This is a genomic window from Mycobacteroides salmoniphilum (assembly GCF_004924335.1).
GTDB classification, from domain to species: Bacteria; Actinomycetota; Actinomycetes; order Mycobacteriales; family Mycobacteriaceae; genus Mycobacterium; species Mycobacterium salmoniphilum.
On record NZ_CP024633.1, the window covers coordinates 3,123,665 to 3,143,230 of the forward strand.

Annotated in this window: 18 protein-coding genes; 8 read left to right on the forward strand and 10 right to left on the reverse strand. The window is 64.0% G+C overall.

The annotated features are described in order from the left end of the window. Positions 1 to 27 precede the first annotated feature (27 nt). The 5 genes from DSM43276_RS15555 to DSM43276_RS15575 all read left to right on the forward strand — a co-directional run bounded on the left by DSM43276_RS15555 (position 28) and on the right by DSM43276_RS15575 (position 6,301). Positions 28 to 1,458 carry an ABC1 kinase family protein gene (locus DSM43276_RS15555; RefSeq protein WP_078329738.1) on the forward strand — a complete coding sequence of 477 codons (1,431 nt, stop codon included), beginning with the start codon at positions 28 to 30 and terminating at the stop codon, positions 1,456 to 1,458. Further along, positions 1,455 to 2,888, forward strand: a complete 1,434-nt coding sequence (locus tag DSM43276_RS15560; protein ID WP_109556102.1) for an ABC1 kinase family protein — start codon at positions 1,455 to 1,457, stop codon at positions 2,886 to 2,888. Before DSM43276_RS15555 ends, DSM43276_RS15560 begins: the two co-directional genes overlap by 4 nt. Then, on the forward strand, positions 2,875 to 4,059 hold the full coding sequence (locus tag DSM43276_RS15565) for a cytochrome P450 (protein ID WP_078329736.1): 1,185 nt from the start codon (positions 2,875 to 2,877) through the stop codon (positions 4,057 to 4,059). Before DSM43276_RS15560 ends, DSM43276_RS15565 begins: the two co-directional genes overlap by 14 nt. Positions 4,060 to 4,172: 113 nt before the next feature. Further along, entirely contained in the window at positions 4,173 to 5,138 is a 966-nt protein-coding gene (locus DSM43276_RS15570; RefSeq protein WP_078329735.1) for an ArsR/SmtB family transcription factor, read from the forward strand. A gap of 116 nt (positions 5,139 to 5,254) precedes the next feature. Next, entirely contained in the window at positions 5,255 to 6,301 is a 1,047-nt protein-coding gene (locus DSM43276_RS15575; RefSeq protein WP_078329734.1) for an oxygenase MpaB family protein, read from the forward strand. Between the two features lie 4 nt (positions 6,302 to 6,305). Here DSM43276_RS15575 and DSM43276_RS15580 read toward each other — a convergent pair whose 3' ends face one another. The 5 genes from DSM43276_RS15580 to DSM43276_RS15600 form a co-directional block, all read right to left on the reverse strand. After that, on the reverse strand, positions 6,306 to 6,737 hold the full coding sequence (locus DSM43276_RS15580) for a DUF2752 domain-containing protein (RefSeq protein WP_078329733.1): 432 nt from the start codon (positions 6,735 to 6,737) through the stop codon (positions 6,306 to 6,308). Between the two features lie 26 nt (positions 6,738 to 6,763). Continuing rightward, the gene (locus DSM43276_RS15585; protein ID WP_078329732.1) at positions 6,764 to 7,213 is read right to left on the reverse strand and encodes a hypothetical protein; all 450 of its coding nucleotides are present in this window, start codon (positions 7,211 to 7,213) and stop codon (positions 6,764 to 6,766) included. Between the two features lie 132 nt (positions 7,214 to 7,345). After that, positions 7,346 to 8,347 (reverse strand): ketol-acid reductoisomerase, encoded by a 1,002-nt coding sequence (gene ilvC / locus DSM43276_RS15590; RefSeq protein ID WP_170914906.1) that lies wholly within the window; start codon positions 8,345 to 8,347, stop codon positions 7,346 to 7,348. 57 nt (positions 8,348 to 8,404) lie between these two features. Then, positions 8,405 to 8,908 carry an acetolactate synthase small subunit gene (gene ilvN, locus DSM43276_RS15595; RefSeq protein WP_078323958.1) on the reverse strand — a complete coding sequence of 168 codons (504 nt, stop codon included), beginning with the start codon at positions 8,906 to 8,908 and terminating at the stop codon, positions 8,405 to 8,407. Further along, positions 8,905 to 10,734, reverse strand: coding sequence for an acetolactate synthase large subunit (locus tag DSM43276_RS15600; protein WP_078329731.1), 1,830 nt, complete (start codon positions 10,732 to 10,734; stop codon positions 8,905 to 8,907). The genes ilvN and DSM43276_RS15600 overlap by 4 nt, the downstream gene beginning before the upstream one ends. Before the next feature lie 299 nt (positions 10,735 to 11,033). Here DSM43276_RS15600 and DSM43276_RS15605 point away from each other — a divergent pair, with 299 nt between their 5' ends. Then, positions 11,034 to 11,426 carry a PH domain-containing protein gene (locus tag DSM43276_RS15605; RefSeq protein WP_078323956.1) on the forward strand — a complete coding sequence of 131 codons (393 nt, stop codon included), beginning with the start codon at positions 11,034 to 11,036 and terminating at the stop codon, positions 11,424 to 11,426. On the opposite strand, the gene DSM43276_RS15610 is transcribed toward DSM43276_RS15605, so the two are convergent. The 3 genes from DSM43276_RS15610 to DSM43276_RS15620 are packed head-to-tail and all read right to left on the reverse strand — an operon-like array spanning position 11,423 to position 14,540. Continuing rightward, a complete protein-coding gene (locus DSM43276_RS15610; RefSeq protein WP_078329730.1) occupies positions 11,423 to 12,649 on the reverse strand; it encodes a saccharopine dehydrogenase family protein in 1,227 nt (408 codons plus the stop codon). The two genes, DSM43276_RS15605 and DSM43276_RS15610, sit on opposite strands and share 4 nt — an antisense overlap. A 2-nt stretch (positions 12,650 to 12,651) precedes the next feature. After that, entirely contained in the window at positions 12,652 to 14,037 is a 1,386-nt protein-coding gene (locus DSM43276_RS15615; RefSeq protein WP_078329729.1) for an aspartate aminotransferase family protein, read from the reverse strand. Beyond that, the gene (locus DSM43276_RS15620) at positions 14,034 to 14,540 is read right to left on the reverse strand and encodes an Lrp/AsnC family transcriptional regulator (protein ID WP_078323953.1); all 507 of its coding nucleotides are present in this window, start codon (positions 14,538 to 14,540) and stop codon (positions 14,034 to 14,036) included. The genes DSM43276_RS15615 and DSM43276_RS15620 overlap by 4 nt, the downstream gene beginning before the upstream one ends. A 122-nt stretch (positions 14,541 to 14,662) precedes the next feature. Here DSM43276_RS15620 and DSM43276_RS15625 point away from each other — a divergent pair, with 122 nt between their 5' ends. After that, positions 14,663 to 16,138, forward strand: a complete 1,476-nt coding sequence (locus DSM43276_RS15625; protein ID WP_109556106.1) for a gamma-aminobutyraldehyde dehydrogenase — start codon at positions 14,663 to 14,665, stop codon at positions 16,136 to 16,138. On the opposite strand, the gene DSM43276_RS15630 is transcribed toward DSM43276_RS15625, so the two are convergent. Beyond that, positions 16,135 to 16,605, reverse strand: coding sequence for a MarR family winged helix-turn-helix transcriptional regulator (locus tag DSM43276_RS15630; protein ID WP_078323951.1), 471 nt, complete (start codon positions 16,603 to 16,605; stop codon positions 16,135 to 16,137). The two genes, DSM43276_RS15625 and DSM43276_RS15630, sit on opposite strands and share 4 nt — an antisense overlap. Positions 16,606 to 16,683: 78 nt before the next feature. Here DSM43276_RS15630 and DSM43276_RS15635 point away from each other — a divergent pair, with 78 nt between their 5' ends. Next, positions 16,684 to 17,868: an FAD-dependent monooxygenase gene (locus DSM43276_RS15635; RefSeq protein ID WP_078329727.1), complete on the forward strand. Its 1,185-nt coding sequence runs from the start codon at positions 16,684 to 16,686 to the stop codon at positions 17,866 to 17,868. On the opposite strand, the gene DSM43276_RS15640 is transcribed toward DSM43276_RS15635, so the two are convergent. After that, positions 17,855 to 19,549, reverse strand: a complete 1,695-nt coding sequence (locus DSM43276_RS15640; RefSeq protein ID WP_078329726.1) for an APC family permease — start codon at positions 19,547 to 19,549, stop codon at positions 17,855 to 17,857. The two genes, DSM43276_RS15635 and DSM43276_RS15640, sit on opposite strands and share 14 nt — an antisense overlap. Positions 19,550 to 19,566 lie beyond the last annotated feature (17 nt).

Here is a 19,566-nt window from a genome sequence, read left to right on the forward strand (position 1 = left end):
GGGACGGCTCAGCGGTAGGAGGCAGCCATGGCAGAGGAGCTAGTGCCTAGGGGCAGGATCCGGCGCACCATGCCGCTGGTCGGCTTCACCGCCCGTGCCGCGGGCGGACGGCTCGTCGCGGGATTGCGTGAGAAGGCTGGTGACGCCGGCGCCGTCGACTGCTTTCACGAGAAGACCGCCGAGCGCTACGCCGAACTCCTCGGGCACTCGAAGGGCGTCCTCATGAAGGCCGGCCAGATCTTCTCGAGCATCGACAGCAGCGCCCTCGGCGATGGCCGCGCCGCCCCCTACGAGCGGGCGATGACCCGACTCCAGACCCAGTCGCCTCCGATGGCCCCCGCGTTGGCACGCAGCATCCTCGAGTCGGAGCTGGGACTGACAACGGACCAGGCGTTCGCGAAGTTCACCGACGAGCCTATCTCGTCGGCGTCCATCGGCCAGGTCCACCGTGCGGTCCTTCACGACGGTCGCGAGGTCGCGGTCAAAATCCAATATCCCGGTGTGGCACAAGCTATTCGGGAGGACCTCGCCAATACCGAACTCGTCACGACCTTCCTTCGAACCTTCTTGTCACTACTCGGTCGCAGTGTCGCGATAGATCTGCGCGCCACCGCGCGAGACATCTCGGAACGGATCGCCGAGGAACTCGACTATCGCCGTGAGGCCGCCAACATCACCACGTTCCACGAGCTGTTCGGAGGGCATCCGTTCATCCGCGTCCCGCAGGCCGTGCCGGAGCTCTCCAGCGTCCGGGTGCTCACCATGACCTACGTTGACGGGATCGACTGGGCTCAGGCTCAGGAATCCAGCCAGGACCTCAAAGACACGTGGGGAGAGGCACTGTGGAGATTCAGCCTGTCACCTCTGCAGCACGCGTCGGCCTTCTACACGGACCTGCACACGGGGAACTACCGGTTCGGCATGGATGGCTCCATCGGGATTGTCGACTTTGGCTCCGTGAAGATCATTCCTGAGCGCCTTCGTCTCGCATGGCTGCAGATGATCGTCGCCAACCTGCAGAAGCGCACAGCAGACCTTCACGCAGTCATGACGGAAGCCGGATTCATCGCCACCGGAACCACCATGACGACGGAGGAAGCACATCAATGGATGGATCAGAACAACCCGGATGTTGTTGGGCCGCAGCCGGTTACCTATACCCCACAGCTGATCAACCGAAACCTGGCCACGCTGGACACCAGCGGCCCAGATTCGCTTTCAGCCCGTATTGCGCTGCCGCCCGACCTCATCTACTTCGTCCGGGTACCGCTCGGTGTGCGGTCGACGCTGTCGAAGCTAGGAGCCACGGTGAACGCGCGCGCCGTCGTCGAGGACATGACGGGTATCGCTGAACCCAGCACGCCCCTGGGCATTCAGCATGTGGCCTGGGTCCGTCAACGTGGACTGCCCTTCGGACTAGAACCGCGGGAACAACCAAAGGTCGGTGCCCAGCTATGAGCGACAACCCCGGAGCCGCGAAGCCTGCGACATCCAGCCCGATCCCCCACGGCCGCATCCGGCGCACTATGCCGCTGGCCGGCTTCACCGCCCGCGCCGCAGGCGGACGACTCGTCGCGGGCCTACGCGAAAAAGCCGGAGACACGGGAGCCGTCGACCGGTTCCACGAGAAGACCGCCGAGCGCTACACCGAACTACTCGGGCACTCCAAAGGCGTCCTCATGAAGGCCGGCCAAATCTTCTCGGTCGCCGATATCGCGTCCCACGGATACAGCCAGCTCTCGCCGTATCAGAACGCACTGACGCGACTGCAGGCCGACGCACCGCCCATGCATCCGTTATTGGCACGCCAGGCCCTCGAAGAGGATCTCGGGCGATCGATCGAGAAACTGTTCTCCGAATTCAGCGATGATCCGATGGCCGCGGCATCGATCGGCCAGGTCCATCGGGCAACCCTTCACGACGGCCGTCCGGTAGCGGTCAAGATCCAGTATCCGGGTGTGGCACATGCCATTAGGCATGATCTGTCGAACGCGGAGCTGATGGCCACCTTTCTGCGGTTCGCGACGGGGATCGCCGGACCGAGGCCACAGCTGGACCATCGCCTGATGGCGGACGAGGTGTCCGCACGCATTTCCGAGGAGTTGGACTATCGGCACGAGGCCGACAACATTCAAACCTTCGCGGAGCTATACCGGGACCATCCGTTCATCCGGATACCCGAGGTGATTTCCGAAGCGTCCGGCAATCGGGTACTCACCATGACATACCTGGACGGACTGGATTGGACAGCGGCCCAGCAGGCCGATCAGGATCTCAAAGACGCTTGGGTGGAGACGATCTGGCGTTTCAGCACCGGGTCATTTCGGCATGCCAACCTGTTTCACGCCGATCCGCATCCGGGCAACTATCGATTCGGCATGGACGGGTCCGTCGGTTTCGTCGATTTCGGCTGCATCAAAGTGGTGCCCGAGACCTTGCGCTACCGGCTCGTGCAGATGATTCGCGCGGCCGCCGAGGAACGCCGGAAAGACTTGCGTCAGCTCATGGTCGACGCCGGCTACTTCGCGATCGATTCGCCGCTTTCGGAACAGGACATCTTTGACTGGCTCGGGTCGACCGTGCAAGACATCCGCGCCACTCAACCCGTGACATTCACGCATGAGGTATCGAACGGTGGCACCCGATCCCTGCTCAATTTCCAAACGTTGCATCAGATGTCGATCCCCAGCGACCTGATTTTCCTGGCCAGGATCAATCTGAACATCAGCGCCTTGTCCGCAACGCTGAACGCGACGCTACACACCCGCGCGCTACTCGACGACCTCGATGGCGTCGCCGAACCCGTTTCCCCACTAGGTAAACAGCACGTCGCCTGGGTCCGTGACCGCGGCCTGCCCTTCGGATTGGATCACCATGACCACTGCTAAGCCCATCGCACCGCGGATCCCCTGGGACTCACGGGACCCCTACCTCTACTACGAAAACCTCCGAGCTCGCGGTGACGTGGTGTGGGACGAGAAGGCCGGCACCTGGGTGGTTCTCGGCTATCACCCGGCCCGCGAAGTACTGGGCGGCGCCGGCTGGTCGAGTGATCCGCTAGCCAGCCCTCAGATGCGAGCCTCGGCCCCCGAGTACCTCGATCTGTCCAACTTCGGCAGAAACATTCTCTTCGCCGACGGACCAGACCACACCGAGCTCAGGGGCGCTGTCCGAGACGTGTTCACCCCCGGATTCATTGCCGGCCTACGCGAGGGCGTGCAGTCCATCACCGCTCAGGTCATCGAATACCACGCGGCAGGAGAGTCTTTCGATTTCATGACCGATATCGCGTTGCCGCTGCCGATCGCCATCATTGGTGAATGGCTGGGCCTGGATGACTCATCGTCAGCCGTCCTGCGCGAGGAATCTCCGATCATCATTCAGATGCTGGGTGCCTTCGCCGACGTCGAGACCGTCATGGCAGGCACCGCGGCCGGGGCGACCCTCGCTACCGAGTTGCTACCCCTGGCCGCGGATCGACGCGCGCATCCCGGTGACGACCTCCTCAGCCTGATCGCATCCGATACCGGCCTGTCGTTAGAAGACGTGGTCACCATGACATTCACGATCGCGATAGCGGGCCATGAGACGACGGCAAATCTCTTGGGGGCAAGCATGCTTCGGCTGCTCGCGGCGCGCGCCGACGGAACCAGGCTGGCCGATCACATCGACCCCGATGACCCGGCGGTCATCACCGAACTGCTGCGACTCGACGGCCCGGTGCAGGGCACCGCGCGCGTGGCGACGCAGGACCATAGCCTCGCCGGGAACACAATCCTGGAGGGCCAGACGGTACTCATCGCGATCGCGGCCGCAAACCGCGATCCGCAGGTATTCGCCGATCCCGCAGAATTCCGGTTCGACCGCAAGAACACCCCGCCGTTGGCCTTCGGATATGGCGCGCACCATTGCCTGGGCTCGGCGCTCGCGAGGCTGGAGGCCACGGTGGCCATTCGTGAGATCCTGGCACGCCAACCTGTGGTCACCGGTCCCGTCACCTGGCGAGACACCCCCGCCATTCGGGGACCGCTGAGTATCCCCATGCGGTTCCAGACTTAGTTTGAGCTCCCAACGTTTCCACGCAGCACGATGTTTCGCGGGTGTACCGAAAGATAAGGGCATATTGTGTTGAGATGCTCGTCAAAGCGGTCTGCAGCGGGTTGTAGGTCAGCGTGTTGCAACTCATGTTCACCGCGAATGACCTTGCTTTGACGCGGTTTCTGCCGATGCCTGCCCCCTTGTTAGAGATGAAGTTCGCGGCACGAGCGCTGCGGCACGGTATTCGTACACCGTGGGGCGAGCGGTGGCGTTGTCGCGCACTGGCGGCATTCCCCATCGCGGTGGCCCCGGGACGGGCTGTGGTAAGCCACTTTTCATGGTCGTTGTCACCCACCGTGCTGGGCGACAATTTCGATGAGGGTATGCGGTCCATCGAAGAGCTGAGTCAGCAACAGGCGCGGGCGGAGTTGGCGGTTTTCGGGCGCGGCCCCACCGAAGGTGCTGGTGCACCACATTATCTTCGGCACGCCATCGCAGGGGATCGCGCGGCCAACGTGGCCTTAGGGCGCACGACAAAGAACGCCTATAGAGCGGTGCTGGAACCCTACTGGCCCGATATCCAGGCGAACCATCAGATTGAACTTGTCAGGCAGGGCCGCATGATGGCGCGCCACGGCGTGCGGGCCACGCTCGGCAAAATCGTCCCCGGCGCACGATGGAATGGCGATTGTCTGGAGATCGACAGCCCACAGCGCCAGACCATCGCCTTACGCGGCCGCGGCCTCGTGTTGACACCTAGCGTTTTCTGGGCGGGGCCACCGCTAGTCGGCGAGCTTGGCGACCATCCAGTCGTCCTGGCTTACCCCGCACCAATCGACCTAACCCTTTGTGTGGGAACAGAATCTGACCCCCTGGCAACGATACTCGGGTCGACTCGAGCGGCCGTACTGCGCGTGCTGACCGAGGAGCACACCACCGGCGACATCGCCCGCGATCTCGGTATCAGCCCCGCGTCGGCGTCCGAACACACCTCGGCGTTGCGGCAGGCGCGGTTGGTTCACAGCCGCCGCGACGGCAAAGCGGTTATTCATCAGGCCACCGCACTGGGCCTGGACCTGATCGACGCCAACCGCCGGTAGCCGGCGGAGATTGCACAGCGGGAGCCACTTCCATAACTGTTGCGCCACTACTGTTGACAACTGGCGTTGTTAACGTCTCCAATAGGGGGAAGCGAACCGCTCCCTGGGAGGCAACGATGCCAAGCGCAGCTACACACGCCACGACTCCACGCTCTTCAGGTATGCCGCCACGAGGCGATGCCAAGGCCCGGATTTGGCGCCGCGGAGACGGCCCCACCCCCGCCGGACAACGCACTGGCCCCGACGGACACCCCGATTACGGCTACTTCGGCCCCGGCTCGGTGACGTGGAAGGTGTTTCTACATCCCTCCGTGGCACCGATGATCGTCCTGGTGACCGCGCTCCTGGAGGGCAGCCACGAGGGGCTGCAGGCCGTCGAGATCAACCACGATCCGGTGTTCACCAAGAGCAAGCGCAACCAGATCGACTTCGATGACACCGTCAAACGCATTCAACGCACGGCCGGGGTGCCGATACCGATCATCTTCGGCGACACCGCGAGCGCTGACGCCCTCTCCGCGCACCTACGCCACTACCACCGCAACATGAAGGGTGTCATTCCCGGCACCGACCGGCCCTACGACGCGCAGGGGCCAGCGCTGATCCTCTTCGCCCACGTGACGATCATGCATGCGGCACTGCGGATCTACGAGAACACACCCGCACCCGGACGTCTCATCCCACGGCGCCTCCCCCAAGCCCAACGCGACCAATTCTTTTCAGAGGTCAAGGCGTTCGCCGAACTCATGGGGGCCGATCCGGACACGGTGCCGGTAACCTCCGAGGAGGTGGAGGCCTACTACGCCTCGATCGAGTCCGAGTACCGGATGGTGAAAGGTTTTGTGCCGGGCGGCATGCGATTCGCCCTGTCAGTGATCAGAAACGCGCGTGGCTTCGGCGGACTGACGGCGGCCGCGGTTGCCGCGATCACCCTCGTCACCGCCGTCCCCTCCGTTGCGGTGGTGCCACCAAAGGTACGGCGCCATTTGGGAATTCCCCGGATCGCCGACCCGGTGCTGGCGATGCTCCTGCGACTTGCGCAGCCCGCCTTCGTACCGTTCACACTCGAGCCGCTGGCCCGCGAGATCTCCCGCCTGTTCATCGGCGATGACGGTATTACGTTGGGAGAGAACGCTCGCGAGCTCATGGAGCAGTCCGCGTAGGGAGTCACACCCGCAGCGCGGTAAACGGCGCGATCGGAATCAGCCTGATGGCGAACCAGGCCACAAACACCACCACGATGATCGCCGGCACCCATCCGCGCAGCCATGGCGGATTCCAGTCGGCCTCGCCCCGCCAGCGGCTGCGCGTCCATGCGACGAAGCACACCGTGAGAAATCCCAAGGCCACCAACGCAACCGCGTTATAGCGCAACGCACCGAGCACGTCGCCATGCATCACCGAATAGACCATGCGCAGACCGCCGCACGCGGGACAGTCAAGGCCGGTGAGTGCCTTGAACGGGCAAACCGGGAGCACTCCCCCAGGCGTTGTCGGGTCACCGAACCACACGGCCACACAACCCGCTGCCGTCACGCCCGCGACAGCGGCGGGGGCGACGAGTCGGGAAGCGACGGAGGTCGAACGGGAGGTGGTCATCGAGTTCCAGTATCCACCTGCCCACGCTACTCACACGGCGGCACAGGCGGGGGCTTGGTAGGTGTGCCGACCATCCCGTCGTTGATGTAGGCAATTCCGTTGTTGTACTTGATCCTGGCCCAGTTGGAAGTCTGGCCGAGAACCGAACCGGGACTGACAGGTCCCTGGGCAATGCAGACAATCTCTACCTGTTGACCACCAAAAATTTCACCCAAGGGCGCGACGGAGTATGGGTCGGAAAATACAACCGTGGTCTTGTAAGGCGGTGGCACGACTATGGTTCCGAATACGACGCCGGTGTTGATGGGAATCTTGACCTTTTTCTCGGCGGGCGCCGCTGAGGCCGTGTCCCGGGGTGGCGGGTCCGACTTATCCTCGTTCGCCGACTTCACACCCAGGTAGGCGAAGAACGCGGCGACAATGGTCGCGACCCCACCAATGAGCGCTACCCATAAGCCCGTCTTGGATTCGGCCATGTCACCACTCCCACATTCGTGAATTCGCGACGAAGCCAGGCTAATCGATCCATGAAATACGGGAGACGGTTTCGCCGCACGCAAAAGCCCCCGGCACGCGTTGGCATGCCGGGGGCTTTTGACAGCGAGAAACTAAGCGGTCTCGGTGATCGGCCGATCGACCCAGCTCATCAGGTCGCGCAGCTTCTTGCCGGTGACCTCGATCGGGTGCTCGGCGTTCTCCTTGCGCAGACCCTCGAGCTCCTTGTTGCCGCCCTCGACGTTGGCGACGAGGCGCTTGACGAAGGTGCCGTCCTGGATGTCCTTGAGGATGTCCTTCATCCGCTGCTTGGTGCCTGCGTCGATGACGCGCGGACCCGACAGGTATCCACCGAACTCCGCGGTGTCGGACACCGAGTAGTTCATGCGCGCGATGCCGCCCTCGTACATGAGGTCGACGATCAGCTTGAGCTCGTGCAGCACCTCGAAGTACGCCATCTCGGGGGCGTACCCGGCCTCGACCATGACATCGAACCCGGTCTTGACCAGTTCCTCGGTGCCACCGCAGAGCACGGCCTGCTCACCGAACAGGTCGGTCTCGGTCTCTTCCTTGAAGTCGGTCTTGATGACGCCAGCGCGGGTGCCACCAATGCCCTTGGCATAGGACAGCGCGAGGGCCTGGCCCTCGCCCTTGGGGTCCTGGTGCACGGCGATGAGCGCCGGAACACCCTTGCCATCGACGAACTGGCGACGCACCAGGTGACCGGGTCCCTTGGGGGCGACCATGGCAACCGTGACGTTGGCCGGGGGCTTGATCAGACCGAAGTGGATGTTCAGGCCGTGACCGAAGAACAGCGCGTCGCCGTCCTTGAGGTGCGGCTCGATCTCATTCGTGAAGATCTGGGCCTGCGCGGTGTCGGGCGCCAGGATCATGATGACGTCGGCCCACTTGGCGACCGCTTCGGGGGTGTCGACCTCGAGGCCCTGCTCGGTGACCTTCTCGCGCGACTTGGAGTCCTCGCGCAGACCGACCTTCACCTGAACGCCGGAGTCGCGCAGGCTCAGCGAGTGCGCGTGTCCCTGACTGCCGTACCCGATAACGCCGACCTTGCGTCCCTGAATCAGGGTCAGGTCCGCATCATCGTCGTAGAACATCTCAACTGCCACAGTGCTGTTCCCTTCTTACTTCTTCTTTTGACGTCTTTATGACTTCTACTTCGCGGCGGCGATGGACCGCGGGCCACGCGATAGCGCGACCACACCGGATTGCACGATCTCCCGAATACCGTACGGGTCGAGCATCCGCATCAGTGCATCCAGCTTGGACTGGGTGCCCGTCGCCTCGATGGTCACCGACTCCGGCGACACATCCACCACCTTGGCACGGAACAGGTTCACCACTTCGATCACCTGTGCGCGCACCGTCGCATCGGCGCGCACCTTGACGAGCACCAGCTCGCGGGCCACCGAATTGGCTTCGTCCTGTTCGACGATCTTGATCACGTTGATGAGCTTGTTGAGCTGCTTGGTGACCTGTTCCAGCGGAAAATCGTCGACGGTGACGACAATGGTCATGCGCGAAATACCTTTGAGTTCCGTCGGCCCCACCGCCAGCGAGGCGATGTTGAACCCACGACGGGAAAACAACGCGGAGACACGGGCGAGCACACCGGGACGGTCCTCGACCAGAACGCTCAGGGTGTGAGTACTTGTCATTCGTCAGCCACCAAATCATCGTCGTCGAACAGCGGCCGGATGCCCCGGGCCGCCTGGATCTCGTCATTGCTGGTGCCGGCCGCGACCATCGGCCACACCTGGGCGTCGGCACCGACGATGAAGTCGATGACCACCGGGCGATCATTGATGGCGCGGGCCTCTTCGATCACCTTGGCCACGTCCTCTTCACGCTCGCAACGTAATCCGACGCAGCCAAGCGCCTCAGCCAGCTTCACGAAATCGGGGATGCGACGCGAGTGTGTCGCCAAATCGGTCTGCGAGTAGCGCTTGTCGTAGAACAGGGTCTGCCACTGACGCACCATGCCCAGGTTGCCGTTGTTGATGAGCGCCACCTTGATGGGCACGCCCTCGATAGCGCAGGTGGCCAACTCCTGGTTGGTCATCTGGAAGCAGCCATCACCGTCGATGGCCCACACCTCGGCCTCGGGCCGCGCCATCTTGGCACCCATGGCAGCGGGCACCGCGAAGCCCATCGTGCCCAGGCCACCGGAGTTGAGCCAGGTACGCGGGTTCTCGTACTTGATGAACTGAGCGGCCCACATCTGGTGCTGCCCAACGCCCGCCACGTAGACGGCGTCGGGACCGGCGATCTTGCCCAGGGTTTCGATGACGAACTCCGGGCCCAGGCTGCCGTCGTGCTGTGCGTCGTATCCCAGCGGGTAGGTCGAGCGGATACCCGAGAGGTACGCCCACCACTCGGACAGGTCGGTGGTCGCGCCGGTCGCGCGATCATTCCGGATGGCCTCGGTCAGCTCGGCGATGACGTTCTTCACGTCCCCGACGATCGGCACATCGGCGTGGCGGTTCTTACCGATCTCGGCGGGGTCGATATCGGCATGAATCACCTTGGCGTCCGGCGCGAACGAGTCCAGCTGCCCGGTGACGCGGTCGTCGAAACGCGCGCCCAGGGTGATCAGCAGATCGCTGCGCTGCAGTGCAGCCACCGCGCCGACGGTGCCGTGCATCCCGGGCATACCCATGTGCAGCTCGTGGCTGTCGGGGAATGCACCACGCGCCATAAGGGTGGTGACGACGGGGATGCCGGTCAATTCGGCCAATTCCTTGAGTTCCGGGGACGCGTCCGCACGGATGACACCGCCACCGACGTACAGCACCGGACGCTTGGCGGCGGCGATCAGCCGGACCGCCTCACGCACCTGCTTGCCATGCGGCTTGGTGACGGGCTTGTAGCCGGGCAGGTAGATCTGCGGCGGCCAGCTGAATGTCGTCTGCGCTTGCAGGACGTCCTTGGGGATATCCACGAGGACCGCACCGGGACGACCGCTCAGGGCGATGTAGAAGGCCTCGGCCATGACCCGTGGGATCTCCTCGGCATTGTTCACCAGGAAGTTGTGCTTGGTGATCGGCATGGTGATGCCGGAGATATCGGCTTCCTGGAAGGCGTCGGTGCCGATGAGGCCCCGCCCCACCTGCCCGGTGATCGCAACCACCGGGATGGAGTCCATCTGCGCATCGGCCAATGGGGTGACCAGGTTGGTGGCACCCGGGCCGGAGGTGGCCATCATGACGCCGACCTTGCCGCTGGCGTGTGCGTACCCACTGGCGGCGTGGCCGCCACCCTGCTCATGCCGCACCAGGACATGCCGGACCTTGACCGAGTCATAGAGCGGGTCGTACACGGGCAGCACCGCACCGCCGGGAATGCCGAAGATGACCTCGACGCCGAGCTCCTCAAGCGACCGCACTACCGACTGCGCGCCGGTGACGCGCTGGGGTGCGACGATGTTCGATTCCGGAGCCGGCCCCGGGGCCGAAGCCGGCTTGGGCTTTGCAGGTGCGCTCATGGTGGTCTGTCCTCTTGTTGTGTCCGTACTGAAAACCTATGGCAACAAAAAACCCCCGCCAGCGGTCTGCTGTACGAGGGTTGCGCGTCGAGTGTGCGCGAGTTGCCTTGGACTCGGGCTACGCGTCGACGCGCATACCGATTACTACGAGCAAGGCGGGGTTGTTCACACCGCGTACGGTAGCCGTTTCTGGAGGTCCGAGTCAAATCCCTGCTAGGAGCGGCTTCGCCGAGCGTGAAGCCACTGCGAGTTCTGGGCCGGATTCTCGCCATGGCTTCACTGTCGGCGACAATGGGTGGATGACCGAGGAGAAACGCACAGTGATCAGGACGTCGCCGATGGCGCATTTCATGTCCGGGTTTCTGGCGCTCGGCATCCTGACCTTTGTCCTGTATCTCCCGATCCTCGCGCCACTGCTGGTTATCCCCGTCGTCTTCTCCTACGCGGTTTTCCGGTATCAGACCGCGGTCGACACCCAATCGGTGCGGGTACGAACACTGACGGCTACCCGCGAGCTGCCGTGGACGCAGGTCAAGGGGATCGGATTCGACAAGCACGCCTGGGCACGGGCAGAGCTGGTGGACGGCACCTCGCTGCGCCTGCCGGCGGTCACCTTCTCGACGCTGCCCATCCTGTCGGCGGCCAGCAATGGCCGGGTACCGAATCCCTATCAGGGGCTCGAGCGGGGTTAAGCGGCCGCACGCTCCTGCATGCCCCACGGCGCGCCGAAGGTATTGAGTCGGTCCAGGAACGGCAGGCTGTCGAAGGCCTCCGGCCCCAACACACCCGTGCCGCTCCACGCACCCTCGGCGAGCAGCTCCAGAGCCACAATCGGGTTCACAGCGGTCTGCCACACCACACATTGCGCGCCGTCGCGGGCCATCGTCCATTCGTTGTCGACGACGTGGTGCAGATAGACCTCGCGTGGTCTGCCGTCCTTGCCGGTGCCGGTGACCCACAGACCCGCACACGTGGCCCCGCGCATCAGATGCCCCAACCCCGCCGGATCAGGTAGGCACGCCGCCACCACATCGCGTGGACTGACGGCGGCATCACCGCCCTCGGCGTGAACGCTCACCGGGTCGGTGCTGTCCAGCCCGACCAGACGCAGAGTGCGCAGCACATTGATGAACTCGGCACCGAGGCCGTACTTGAACGTCACCCGCCGGGCGTTCACCCAGCGCGGCATGAGCACCACTTCCTCGTGCTCGACGTTGACGCATTCGACAGGGCCGATGCCTCCCGGGAAGTCGAAAACCTCGGGTTCACTGAAGGGTTCGGTGGTGAAGAACCCCCTATCGCGTTCCCAGATCAACGGCGGATTGAGACATTCCTCGATGGTCGTCCAGATGGAGAACGACGGGGCGAACCGGTGACCCTGTACCTCCAGGTTGGAGCCGTCCCGGGTGCCCAGCTCGTCGATCTCAGAGAACAGGTGGTCGGCGGCGTACCGCGCGAACACATCGCTAAGACCTGGCTCCACTCCTATGCCCACCAACGCCAACAACCCCGCGGACTCCCACTTTTGGGCCGCGGCGAACTGTTCGTCACCGAGCATCACCCCGGGCAGTTCGTAGGGCCTGTCCGGATGGCGATGCGACAGGCTCATCGCCATATCGAGGTAGGTGACCCCTGCGGCGAAACATCCCCCGAAGACGCTCATGACGAATCGAGGATCAACCGCGTTGAGCGCATGGGTGATTCGATGCTCGCGGCACAGCGCCGCGACATCATCGGCCGAGGAGGCATCGATGCGGGCCGCCGCGAACCGTGGATCGCCGAGACGATCCACCACCGCCTGCGCCCGTGCCATGTCGTAGTCCGCGATCACCAGCGTCTCGAAGAACTCTCGACGGGCCGCGATGAATGCGGCCGCGCTGCCCACTCCCCCGGCACCCACAATGAGAACCCTCATACTTATAACCGGGCCCAAGCCTCGGTGAGCACGCCACGCAGGATCTCCTCGATCGCATCGAACTCCGGTTTTCCGGAAATCAGCGGTGGCGCAAGCTGAATCACGGGGTCGCCACGGTCGTCGGCGCGGCAGTACAGGCCCGCATCCCACAGCGCCGTGGACAGGAAGCCGCGGAGCAATCTTTCGCTTTCTTCGTTACTGAAGGTCGCCTTGCTCTGTTTGTCCTTGACCAGCTCGATCCCGTAGAAGTACCCCTCGCCGCGCACATCACCGACGATCGGCAGGTCGTGAAGTTTCTCCAGGGTGGCCCGGAACACCGGCGCGTTCTCACGCACCCGGTCGTTGAGTCCCTCACGTTCGAAGATGTCGAGATTGGCAAGCGCCACCGCCGCCGAAACAGGATGTCCGCCAAAGGTATATCCGTGCGGGAAGGTGGTCTTGCCGTCGTTGAACGGCTCGAACAGACGATCCGTGGCAATCATCGCCCCGATCGGCGAGTACCCGGATGTCATGCCCTTGGCGCAGGTGATGATGTCCGGCTGGTATCCGAAATCCTCGCAGGCGAACATCGATCCGATGCGACCGAAGGCGCAGATCACCTCGTCGGACACCAACAGCACGTCGTACTCGTCGCAGATTTCGCGCACCCGCTCGAAGTAACCCGGCGGCGGCGGGAAACAACCGCCCGCGTTCTGCACGGGTTCGAGGAACACCGCCGCCACGGTATCGGGTCCCTCGAATTCGATCGCCTCGGCAATCCGGTCGGCGCAGTAACGCCCGAATGCCTTGGCATCGTGCGCATATGGCTCCGGCGCCCGATAAAAGTTCGTGTTCGGTGCACGGAATCCGCCCGGGGTCAGCGGTTCGAAGGGCGCCTTGAACGCCGGCAGGCCGGTGATGGCCAGTGCGCCCTGTGGGGTTCCGTGATAAGCGATGGCGCGCGAAACCACCTTGTGTTTACCGGGTTTCCCGGTCAGCTTGAAGAACTGCTTAGCCAGCTTCCACGCACTCTCCACCGCTTCTCCTCCGCCGGTGGTGAAGAAGACACGGTTCAGGTCGCCCGGGGCGTACCCGGCGATGCGGTCGGCCAGCTCGATCGCGGTCGGGGTGGCGTAGGACCACAGCGGGAAGAAGGCAAGCTTCTCGGCTTGCCGGGCCGCGGCCTGCGCCAATTCTGCGCGGCCATGCCCGGCCTGTACGACGAACAATCCAGAAAGGCCGTCGAGGTAACTCTTGCCACGATCATCCCAGATCCTCACTCCCTCACCACGAGTGATGATGGGCACGGAGATGCCCTCACCGTGCCGGGCGAAGTGACCCCAGAGATGGCGGGACGCCTTCTGCTGCAGGTCGCCGGAAATATCATGTGCTACATCGACGGTTGTCACCGAGTACCCCAATTATATTGCTGTTTCACTAATTTCAGATAGACCAGGGTTTCCGTGGAGGTCACCCCCGGCACCGCACGGATCTGCTTGTTCAGCAGATCTAGCAGGTCGTCATCGTCCTCGCAGACCACCTCGACGATCGCGTCGAAGGTTCCGGCCGTCAGCACCACGTAGTCGACGGCATCGAGCTCCGCCAGACGATCGGCCACCTCGGTGGTGTCGCCGGAGCATTTGATCCCGATCATGGCCTGGCGCGCGAACCCCAGCTGCATCGGGTCGGTCACCGCCACGATTTGCATGACACCGGCGTCGATCATGCGCTGTACGCGTTGCCGCACAGCCGCCTCCGAGAGCCCCACCGACTTGCCGATGGTCGCGTAGGGACGCCGACCGTCCTGCTGAAGCTCCTCGACAATCGCCTTGGACGCATCGTCGAGCTGGAATGCCGCAGAGCTGTTACCCGGATCGGCGACCCGCAACAAGCGTCGTTTCGTGTTGGCCACGAGCTCGATTGTGCACGGATTCCATCGTTTTATGCAATGTTTTACGACGAATTGCCGCAATGAGTGGACTATTGACGATGGAATCCGTGGATTCAGGCGGTGATTTTCGATACCGTGGCCAGGTGATCGTTCCCAGCAGCTGGATCAATGGCCGCCCCGTCACCACCCACGGCGAAGCGCACCGTGTCATCAACCCGGCGACCGGTGCGACCGTCGCGGAACTGAGCCTCGCCACCCCCGCCGATGTGGACGCCGCGGTCGCGGCGGCCAGGGCCGCGGGACCCGGCTGGGCCTCCGCTACACCCGTCGACCGCGCGCATGTCCTGGCCACACTCGCCGCCGTGATGGCTGCCAGTGCCGACACACTGGTGGCCGAAGAGGTGGCCCAGACCGGTAAACCCGTGCGGCTGGCCTCCGAGTTCGATGTGCCCGGAAGCATCGACAATGTCGAGTTCTTCGCTGGCGCCGCAAGGCATCTGGAGGGTAAGGCGACGGCTGAATACTCGGCCGACCACACCTCCAGCATCCGCAGGCAGGCCGCCGGGGTGGTCGCCACCATCACCCCCTGGAACTACCCGCTGCAGATGGCGGTGTGGAAAGTGTTGCCCGCACTGGCGGCGGGATGCACGGTGGTGATCAAACCGAGCGAGCTGACACCCCTGACCACGCTGACCCTGGCACGCCTGGCTGCCGAGGCCGGACTACCCCCGGGCGTGCTCAACGTCGTCACCGGGCGCGGCGATGACGCCGGTAGTGCACTCGCCGGTCATCCCGACGTGGATTTGGTGACCTTCACCGGGTCCACCGGCGTCGGCCGAAAGGTGATGGCGGCAGCGGCAGTTCATGGCCATCGAACGCAATTGGAGCTCGGCGGCAAGGCCCCCTTCGTGGTGTTCGACGATGCCGACCTGGATGCCGCGATCCAGGGCGCGGTTGCCGGAACGATCATCAACTCCGGTCAAGACTGCACGGCCGCAACGCGGGCCATCGTCGCCCGCGATCTATACGACGACTTCGTCGCCGGGGTCGGCGAGGTGATGAGCAGGGTCGTCGTCGGTGACCCAATGGACCCCAATACCGATATCGGACCGCTGATCTCGACCGCGCACCGCGCCAAGGTATCGAGCATCGTGGATCGATCGCCCGACCAAGGCGGCCGAATCGTCACCGGCGCAAGCTCTCCTGATCTGCCGGGATCCTTCTACCGCCCCACGTTGATCGCCGATGTCACGGAGACCTCCGAGGCCTATCGCGACGAGATCTTCGGCCCGGTGCTCGCCGTGCGCTCATTCACCGATGATGACGACGCGCTGCGGCAGGCCAACGACACCGCTTACGGTCTTGCCGCCTCAGCGTGGACACGTGACGTCTACCGCGCACAGCGGGCATCGCGGGAGATCAAGGCGGGTTGCGTATGGATCAACGATCACATCCCCATCGTCAGCGAGATGCCGCACGGCGGATTCGGCGCGTCCGGGTTCGGCAAGGACATGTCCGACTACTCCCTCGAGGAGTACCTCACCATCAAGCACGTCATGAGCGATATCACCGGAACCGCCGAAAAGGACTGGCACCGAATTATTTTCGCGAAACGCTAGGCCCGCGCGTCCACATTGTCGTTGATCAGCGCCGCGAGCCGGGTGAGGCTGGCGGTCATGGCCCGGCGGTCGGCAGCGGTCAGCTCCGCGAAGACCCCATGCTGCCGCGCCCGAAAGGCCGCTTGCGCCTTAATGACCTGTGCACGCCCGGCCGAGGTCAACCCCACCAGGACCAGTCGATCATCCGATGACGAGCGAGCACGCTCGACCACACCGCGCTCTTCCAGCTGCTTGAGCGCACGGGTGGCCGTCGGCACCGCCACTCCCGCCGTCCCGGCGAGCTGGCTCACAGACATCGACTCCCGGTCGAGCAGCGGCGCCATCAGCTCAAGCTGAGAGCGACTCATACCCGCCTGAGTGCCCGAGGGCGACGTTCGCCCCCGGCGCATTGCGAAGTACAGCGCATCCGTGGCCGCGACAAGCTCTTCGATCTCGCGCGCACTGTTTCCACTCGGTTGTCCTGGCACCCCGACAGTCTAAGGGTTAGCATGACAATAGTTAGCATGCTAACGTTATATATCGAAGGCAAGGGAAAGGACGAACTCATGCGGGTAGCGATTATCGGCGCCGGAATTGGTGGGCTGACGGCAGCAGCTGCATTGCGCGCCAACGATATCGACGACGTCGTCGTCTACGAGAAGGCACACGAACTGCGCGAGGTGGGCGCGGGCGTGGTCATCGCGAGCAACGGCCTGCGCGCCCTCGACGCGGTGGGCCTTGGCGATCGAGTGCGTGCGGTGGGCACCCCGATCGAGCGCACCCTCTGGCACACGTGGCAAGGAGAAGGCGTGCCGGTACCCCCGGCGTGGCCATCGGTGAGCCCGGATCGCCCGGTGACCTCCCTACCCGTACACCGTGGCGAACTGCAACAAGCCTTGTTGAGTGCACTACCTGAGGGAACCGTTCACCTCGGACGCCCGTGCCAGGACATCGTCGAGACGGCCAACGAGGTGCGCATCGTTTTCGCCGACGGGTCCGAGGAACATGCCGACATCGCGGTGGGAGCCGACGGCATCCACTCGGCAGTGCAGCGCGTGGTGGCCGACCCGGTTGAGCTGTCCAGTGACGGCATCATGGCCTATCGCGGCCTAATCCCGGTGGAACCCCTCGGTGGCGCGGTCGATCTGGACAGCATGCAGATGTGGCTCGGCCCCGGACGCAGTTTCCTGATCTACCCGGTCTCCCAACGCCGGCTGCTTAACGTGGTCGCCTTCACCGCGAACAATCTCGACGCCGAGGAATCCTGGACCGCGCCCGGCGACGTCGCGGAGCTCGCCGTCGAGTTCGCGGGGTGGGATCGGCCGGTGCAGCGCGTCGTCGAGGCGATGACGGAAACCTTCCGCTGGGGTCTGTACGACCGAAAGCCCTTGAGCCGATGGACCACCGATCGCATCGCGCTGCTGGGTGACGCGGTGCATCCCATGACACCCCACCTCGGCCAGGGTGCGAACATGTCGATCGAGGACGCCGTCGTACTGGCCACCGTGTTGGCAGGCGCCTCGGCCGCTGACATCCCCCGGCGCCTGGGCCTGTACGAGTCACTGCGGCGTGATCGCACCACCCGGGTTCAACGGAACGCCCGCCAGACAGGGCACGTCTATCGCTCTGTCGACCTGACTCCGCAGCAGCAAGCAGCACAGCTCATCGAGATCCTCACCGGCAACTGGATTCCCGACTACGACGCCGCTGCTGCTGCCGGCGCGGCGCTCGCTCGCTCTAATCCCTGCTGAATTCCTCACCTGTCTGCGGATTCACCGCGACCTCCCCTTCCGGGAGATTGGACAGATCGCCGGCGATAACGGTCTGCTGCGCCTCAACCGCATCGGGCAGTCCGAAATGGGTGGTGGCCCCGGCAGGAGCCAGCACCAGGTCCGCACTGCGCCGTGGCAGCGTCTCTCCCTGGAAGAACGGCGGCGCCGCCACTCGCCACAACAGCATCAGCACGACGCCGAGCACCAGCGCGCCGATACCGACCACCGCCACGGCCCCGACTCCGAAGACGGTGACGTTGTTACCGGCGTCATCGATGAGCCAGCTGGGCTTGGCGTACTGGATCAGCCCGTAGGCGAAGATGACCGTCAGCGCGATTCCACCAAGCAAGGGGATCGCACCACGCATCATGAAATTGCGCGCACTCTGCGTGAGTGTCCGGCGGTAAAACCACACACACGCGAAGCCGGTGAGCCCGTAGTAGAAGGCGATCATCAGACCTACCGACCCGATCAGGGCGGTGAGCAGATTGGTGCTGATGATCGTAAAGAGCACGTAGCACACGATCGAGACCGCACCCATCGCCACGGTGGAGGTGGTGGGCGTCAGATACCTGCGGTGGATCGATGCGAACGAATCCGGCAGCGCCTTGTAGACACCCATCGACAAAGTGGTGCGGGCAGTCGGCAGGATCGTGGTCTGGGTGCAGGCCGAGGCCGACGTCAGGATAGAGGCGGAGAGCAAGAGCATCCCCACATGCCCGAGGAAGCTATCGCCGAACAGTTCAGGACCGATGGCCTTGAACACGTCGGCGGCATTCTCCTGATTGCCCAGGCCTATCCCCTCGGTGCCGACTCCCGCGAACGCCACCGCTGCCACACTGACCAGCGCATAGGTGGCCAGCAGCAGGAAGGTAGACAGCACCGCGGCGCGCCCGGGCGTGCGTCCCGGGTCATCGGACTCCTCGTTACAGGCCACTGCGGTATCCCACCCCCAGTAGATGAAGATCGTCGTCAGCACGGCGGGCGCGATGACGGTGCCGAAGTCCATACCCCCAGGCCAGAACCAGGACAACGAGGGCAGTAGTGAGTACGCCTCGGCGTTATGGGTGTAGACCTTGATCAACGCGATGATCGACACAGCCACCAGAACAACCATCTCGACCAGCAAGAGTGCGTACTGCAGCCGCACCGAGACTTCGATACCGCGGTAGCAGATGTAGGTCATGATCACGATCCACAGAACGCCCGCCACGGTCGACCACAGGGTGCTGTCGGCCAGACTCGCCGCCGCGGTCCACCCCAGATCACCGACAAACGTGAACGAATAGGCGCCCGCGATCTGAGCCAGGTTGGCCATCACGATGACATCGGCGGCGATGATGCCCCAGCCGCCGAGCCATCCGACAATCGGCCCGAAGGTGCGGGACGCCCAGGTAAAGGTGGTGCCGCAGTCCGGCTCGGCCTTGTTCAGCTCCTGATAGGCCACCGCGATGAGATAAATCGGGATGAACGAGATCAGCACAATGGCAGGCGCCTTGACCCCGGCGAGCAAGGCGCCGCCGCTCGCGACGATCAAACCCAGGGTGGCGGCCAGGCTGTAGGCCGGTGCCGTAGAGGCGAGCCCGACGACGACGCTGGAAAGCAGCCCCATCGCGCCGCCCTTGAGCCCCTTGCTCTCGACGGGGGTATCTGAACTCATACGCGTCTCCCTGCTCG

Excerpts from the sequence above, each read along its gene's own strand:
- DSM43276_RS15555 (WP_078329738.1), top strand. The coding sequence starts at position 28 with ATGGCAGAGGAGCTAGTGCCTAGGGGCAGGATCCGGCGCACCATGCCG.
- DSM43276_RS15560 (WP_109556102.1), top strand. The coding sequence starts at position 1,455 with ATGAGCGACAACCCCGGAGCCGCGAAGCCTGCGACATCCAGCCCGATC.
- DSM43276_RS15565 (WP_078329736.1), top strand. The coding sequence starts at position 2,875 with ATGACCACTGCTAAGCCCATCGCACCGCGGATCCCCTGGGACTCACGG.
- DSM43276_RS15575 (WP_078329734.1), top strand. The coding sequence starts at position 5,255 with ATGCCAAGCGCAGCTACACACGCCACGACTCCACGCTCTTCAGGTATG.
- DSM43276_RS15580 (WP_078329733.1), bottom strand. The coding sequence starts at position 6,737 with ATGACCACCTCCCGTTCGACCTCCGTCGCTTCCCGACTCGTCGCCCCC.
- DSM43276_RS15585 (WP_078329732.1), bottom strand. The coding sequence starts at position 7,213 with ATGGCCGAATCCAAGACGGGCTTATGGGTAGCGCTCATTGGTGGGGTC.
- ilvC (WP_170914906.1), bottom strand. The coding sequence starts at position 8,347 with ATGTTCTACGACGATGATGCGGACCTGACCCTGATTCAGGGACGCAAG.
- ilvN (WP_078323958.1), bottom strand. The coding sequence starts at position 8,908 with ATGACAAGTACTCACACCCTGAGCGTTCTGGTCGAGGACCGTCCCGGT.
- DSM43276_RS15600 (WP_078329731.1), bottom strand. The coding sequence starts at position 10,734 with ATGAGCGCACCTGCAAAGCCCAAGCCGGCTTCGGCCCCGGGGCCGGCT.
- DSM43276_RS15605 (WP_078323956.1), top strand. The coding sequence starts at position 11,034 with ATGACCGAGGAGAAACGCACAGTGATCAGGACGTCGCCGATGGCGCAT.
- DSM43276_RS15610 (WP_078329730.1), bottom strand. The coding sequence starts at position 12,649 with ATGAGGGTTCTCATTGTGGGTGCCGGGGGAGTGGGCAGCGCGGCCGCA.
- DSM43276_RS15635 (WP_078329727.1), top strand. The coding sequence starts at position 16,684 with ATGCGGGTAGCGATTATCGGCGCCGGAATTGGTGGGCTGACGGCAGCA.
- DSM43276_RS15640 (WP_078329726.1), bottom strand. The coding sequence starts at position 19,549 with ATGAGTTCAGATACCCCCGTCGAGAGCAAGGGGCTCAAGGGCGGCGCG.